Below are 5,306 nucleotides of genomic sequence, written 5' to 3'. Positions count from 1 at the left end.
GCGAGCGTTCGCGGATCGTCTGCGGGAGTGTGATGCGGCGCTGTTGCCGTTGACGGGGTTCTCGGTGGAGGCGGTGCTGCGGGGCGGGGACGACTGGTTGGCGCGGGTGGAGGTGGTGCAGCCGGTGCTGTGGGCGGTGGGGGTCGCCCTCACGGCGTGGTGGGAGTCGTTCGGGGTGGTTCCCGCCGCGGTGGTGGGTCATTCGCAGGGTGAGATGGTCGCTGCGGTGGTGGCGGGGGCGCTGACGGTGGAGGACGGGGCGCGGGTGGTCGCGGCGCGTTCCGGGGCGCTGGTCGGACTGGACGGGCACGGCGGCATGGCCTCCGTCGGCGCCACGCCCGACGACGTCGCGGACTGGCTGGCGGGCCCGGAGTGGGCCGGCCTGGTGGTGGCCGCCGTGAACTCCCCGTCGCAGGTGGTGGTGGCGGGCGAGCGGCCGCTCGTCGAGGCGTTCGTGCCCTGGTGCGAGAGCCGCGCAGTCCGGGCCCGGCTGGTCGGCGTCGGGTACGCGTCGCACTCGCCGCAGGTGGAGCCCGCGCGTGAGGCCGTGTCGGCCGCACTGGGCGAGGTGCGCGGCGCGGCGCCGCGCATCCCGTGGTACTCGACGGTGACGGGGGAGCAGGTCACCGAATCGGTGGACGCCGCCTACTGGTGGTCGAACCTGCGGGAACAGGTCCGCTTCGCGCCGGTCGTGGAGAAGCTGGCGGCGAACGGCTTCCGGCTGTTCGCCGAGGTCTCCGGGCACCCGGTGCTCACCATGGCCCTGGAGCAGTGCGCCCCCGACGCCGGGATCTGGGGGACGCTCCGCCGGGGCGAGGACGGCCCGGCCGGGCGGATCCGCGCGCTCGGCGAGGCGTGGGTCCGCGGGATCGAGGTCGACTGGCGGGCCTGGCCCACCGACGGCCGCCGCCTGCCCGACCTGCCCACCTACCCCTTCCAGCACCGCCGCTACTGGCTCTCGCCGGACCACGCGGGCGAGCCCCTCACCCGGGACACCGGCCTGCGCCACACCGTCGGCTGGGCCCCCGTGACGCCCGGCGCCGGTGCCCGCCTCACCGGCCGCTGGCTGGTCGTCGCACCCGCCGTACCCCACCCGCTCGTGGCGGCCGTCACGGCGCACCTGGCCTCGGCCGGTGCGGACGTGGTGACCGCCGGCGCGGGCGACGACGTCCCGCCCGGCGGGACCGCGGGCGTCGTGTCCCTGCTGGCGCTCGACGAGCGCCCGCATCCCGACCACCCGGCCGTACCGCGCGGCCTCGCGGACACCGTCTCCCTGGTGCAGATGCTGGACGGCGTGGACGCCCCGCTGTGGATCGTCACCAGCGGCGCCGTCGCCGTCGGCGGCGAACCGGTGCGCAGCCTCGCGCAGGCCCAGGTCTGGGGCCTCGGCCGGGTCGCCGCACTCGAACACCCCGGCCGGTGGGGCGGCCTGGTCGACCTGCCCGAGGCCGGCGCCGACGGGCTCACCGCGACGGGCCCCGCCGCCGACGGGCTCGCCGCGCTCCTCGCCGCGACGGGCGGCGAGGACCAGATCGCGCTCCGCGACGGGCAGCCCTGGGGCCGCCGCCTGCGGCCCGCCCCGGCGACGGCCGAAGCCGGCTGGCGTCCGCGCGGAACCGTCCTGATCACCGGCGGCACCGGCGCACTGGGCGGGCACACCGCCCGCTGGGCCGTCCGCAACGGCGCGACCGGCGTGGTCCTGGCCGGGCTCCGGGGCCCGGACGCCCCCGGAGCCGAAGCCCTCCGCGCGGAACTCGCCGAGACCGGCGCGCAGGTGACCGTCGTCGCCTGCGACCTCACCGTCCGGGAGCAGGTGGACTCGCTCGTCGCCGGCCTCCCCGCCGACCTCAGCGCCGTCGTGCACGCGGCGGGCGTCGCCCAGGACACCCCCGTCGCCGACCTGACAGCGGCCGAGACCGCGGCCGTGACGGGCGCCCGCGTCACCGGGGCGCTCCTCCTGGACGAGCTCCTGGCCGGCACCGAGCTGGACGCGTTCGTCGTCTTCACGTCCGTGGCCGGCGTCTGGGGCACCGCCCGGCACCCCGCCTACGCGGCCGCCGACGCCTTCCTCGACGCGTTCGCCGACCGGCGCCGCGCCCAGGGCCGGCCAGCCACGGCCGTCGCATGGTCACCGTGGGCGGGCGGCGGGATCGCCGCCACGGCGGCGGCGGACGGCTCGCTGCTCCGGCTCGGCATCCGGCCGCTGGACCCCGGCCGGGCGGTGGCCGAACTGGCCGCCGCACCGGCGTCGCTGGTCGTCGCGGACGTCGACTGGGCCCGGTTCCTGCCGGCGTTCGGCCTGGCCCGGACCGGCCGCCTCCTGAGCGAGCTGGAGGCCGCCGCCGACCGCGGCCCGGACCGGCCCGAGGACACCGACGCCGCCGCCGCGCTCCGCGACCGCCTGGCCGCCCTGCCGCCCGAGGACGCCGAGCGCGAACTGGTCGACCTGCTGTGGGGACACATCGCGGCCGTCATCGGCATTTCCCGCGCCGACAGGATTCCGCCGGACCGTGCTTTCCGGGAAATCGGATTCGACTCGGTCACGGCCGTCGAGCTGCGCAACCGGGTGAATGCGTCGACCGGGTTGCGGTGCCCGGCGACACTGGTCTTCGACCATCCCACGCCCGCCGCACTCGCGGCGTATCTGCGAATTCACATGGTTCCGGACAATTCCCGTTCGGTCCTCGACGAACTCGACGGCATAGAGCAGCGGCTCACCGGATCCACCCCGGACACGATCACCGGGACCAAGCTGCGGATCAAACTCCGTTCGCTGCTGTCCCTGCTGGACGCGGGGGGTTCCGAGGCGTCCGCGGCGGCGCCGGGGACGCCCTCCGGGGATTCCGACGACGACCTGCTGAAGTTCATCGACTCGCAGCTCGGACGGGCCTGAGCGGGCAGGCCCCTAGGGGAGCGCTAGGGGTTCCGGGTGGCAATCCGGAGCTCCTAGCCTCAGCGTCGGGCTGCTTTTCGAGGCCTTCGATTTCGGACGTCGCTCGATTCGACGTGCGTTCGGTCATCCGCAGAGGTGAAGCTGAATGGCAACTGAGGAAACCCTTCGCGATTACCTCAAGTTGGTGAGCGCGGACCTGGCCCAGACCCGCCGGCGCCTCACCGAGCTGGAATCCGCGGAACAGGAGCCGATCGCCGTCGTGGCGATGGGGTGCCGGTACCCCGGCGGGGTGTCCTCCCCCGAGGACCTCTGGGCCTTGGTGGACGAGGGCCGGGACGCCGTCTCCGGGTTTCCCACGGACCGGGGCTGGGAGGGCTGGTTCGCCCCGGCCGCGGCGGCCGAGGACGACGTCCGCACCGGCGGTTTCCTCCACGACGCCGGCGACTTCGACCCCGCGTTCTTCGGGATCAGCCCGCGCGAGGCGCTGGCGATGGACCCGCAGCAGCGGGTCCTGCTCGAAGTGGCCTGGGAGACCTTCGAGAACGCCCGGATCGACCCGGCGACGCTGCGCGGCACCCAGGCCGGCGTCTTCGTCGGCGGCAGCTACCTGGGGTACAGCTCGTACGTCGAGGACCTTCCCGACGGCGTCCTCGGCCACCTGCTCACCGGCACCGCCCCGGCCGTCCTCTCCGGCCGGCTGGCCTACACGTTCGGCCTGGAGGGCCCGGCCGTCACCATCGACACCGCCTGCTCCTCCTCGCTGGTCGCCCTGCACCTGGCCTGTCGCGCCCTGCGCAGCCGGGAGTGCTCGATCGCACTCACCGGCGGCGTGGCGGTCATGTCGACCCCGGACTCCTTCGGCCAGTTCGCCAAGCAGGGCGGTCTCGCCGCCGACGGCCGGTGCAAGTCCTTCGCCGAGGGCGCGGACGGCACCGGCTGGGGCGAGGGCGTCGGCATGCTGCTGGTCGAGCGCCTCTCGGACGCGCAGCGCCTGGGGCACCCCGTCCTCGCGGTGATCCGGGGCAGCGCGGTCAACCAGGACGGCGCGTCCAACGGCCTGACCGCGCCGAACGGCGGCGCCCAGCAGCGCGCCATCCTCCAGGCCCTGGTGTCGGCCGGTCTCTCCCCGGCCGAGGTGGACGCGGTGGAGGCGCACGGCACGGGGACCCGGCTGGGCGACCCGATCGAGGCCCAGGCGCTGCTGGCGACGTACGGCCAGGACCGGGCCGGCGGCGAGCCGCTCCGCCTGGGGTCGCTGAAGTCGAACATCGGGCACACGCAGGCGGCGGCCGGTGTCGCCGGGATCATCAAGATGGTGCAGTCGATGCGGCACGGGGTCCTTCCCCGGACGCTGCACGTGGACGCGCCGTCGTCCCAGGTCGATTGGTCGGCCGGGTCGGTGGAGCTGCTGACGGAGGCACGGCCCTGGCCGGCGGGCGAGCGGCCCCGCCGTGCCGGTGTGTCGTCCTTCGGGATCAGCGGGACCAACGCGCACGTGATCGTGGAGGAGGCACCCGCGCCGGTGCCGGCGGCCGAGCCGGAAGGGTCGGGCGAGCCGGTGGCGGCAGCCCCGCTGCCGGTGGTGCCGCTGGTGGTGACCGCACGTTCCGCCGATTCGCTGGAGGCCCAGGTCCGGCGGGTGCGGGCGCTGACCGCGGATCCGTCGGACATCGGGGTGGCCCTGACTTCGCGGGCGGTGCTGGAGCAGCGGGCCGTGCTGCTGGGCGACGCGGTGGTGCGGGGCACGGCGGTCGAGGGCCGGCTGGCGGTGGTGTTCACCGGTCAGGGGTCGCAGCGGGTCGGGATGGGCCGCGGGTTGTCGGAGGCGTTCCCGGTGTTCGCGACCGCCTATGACGAGGCGTGCGAGGCGCTGGGGCTGACGCTGCACGGGCTGGACGCGGAGTCGCTGGACCGGACGGGTTCGGCGCAGCCGGCGATCTTCGCGGTCGAGGTGGCGCTGCTCGCGCTGGTCCGTTCGTGGGGTGTGACGCCGGATGTCGTGGCGGGTCACTCGGTGGGTGAGATCACGGCCGCGTACGCCGCCGGGGTCCTCTCCCTGGCGGACGCGGCGAAGCTGGTGGTGGCGCGGGGCCGGTTGATGCAGGCGCTGCCCGCGGGCGGCGCGATGCTGGCCGTCGGGGCGTCGGAGGCCGAGGTTCGGGAGGCGTTCCCGGACATCGACCTCGCGGCGGTCAACGGCCCGGCCGCGGTGGTCGTGTCGGGCGCCGAGGACGAGATCGTGCGAATCGCCGGACTCGCTGCCGAGCGGGGCTGGAAGACGTCGCGGCTGCGGACGAGTCACGCGTTCCACTCCCGGCTGATGGAGCCGATGCTGGCGGAGTTCCGGGCCGTGGTGAGCGGTCTGGCCTTCCACGACCCGGTGCTTCCCGCCGTCTCGACGGTGACGGGCGAG

The 5,306-nt window shown here is 75.3% G+C and carries 2 protein-coding genes; both read left to right on the top strand.

What is annotated here, in order from left to right:
• The coding region (locus PUR56_RS08695) for an SDR family NAD(P)-dependent oxidoreductase (RefSeq protein ID WP_329948453.1) at positions 1–2,893 on the top strand (2,893 nt) is incomplete at its 5' end.
• A gap of 145 nt (positions 2,894–3,038) precedes the next feature.
• The coding region (locus PUR56_RS08690; RefSeq protein WP_329948452.1) for a type I polyketide synthase at positions 3,039–5,306 on the top strand (2,268 nt) is incomplete at its 3' end.

Source organism: Streptomyces sp. BE303, assembly GCF_036290945.1.
Lineage (GTDB): Bacteria > Actinomycetota > Actinomycetes > Streptomycetales > Streptomycetaceae > Kitasatospora.
Note: the sequence above shows the minus strand (reverse complement) of the source record. Positions and strands in the feature narration are given on the sequence as shown.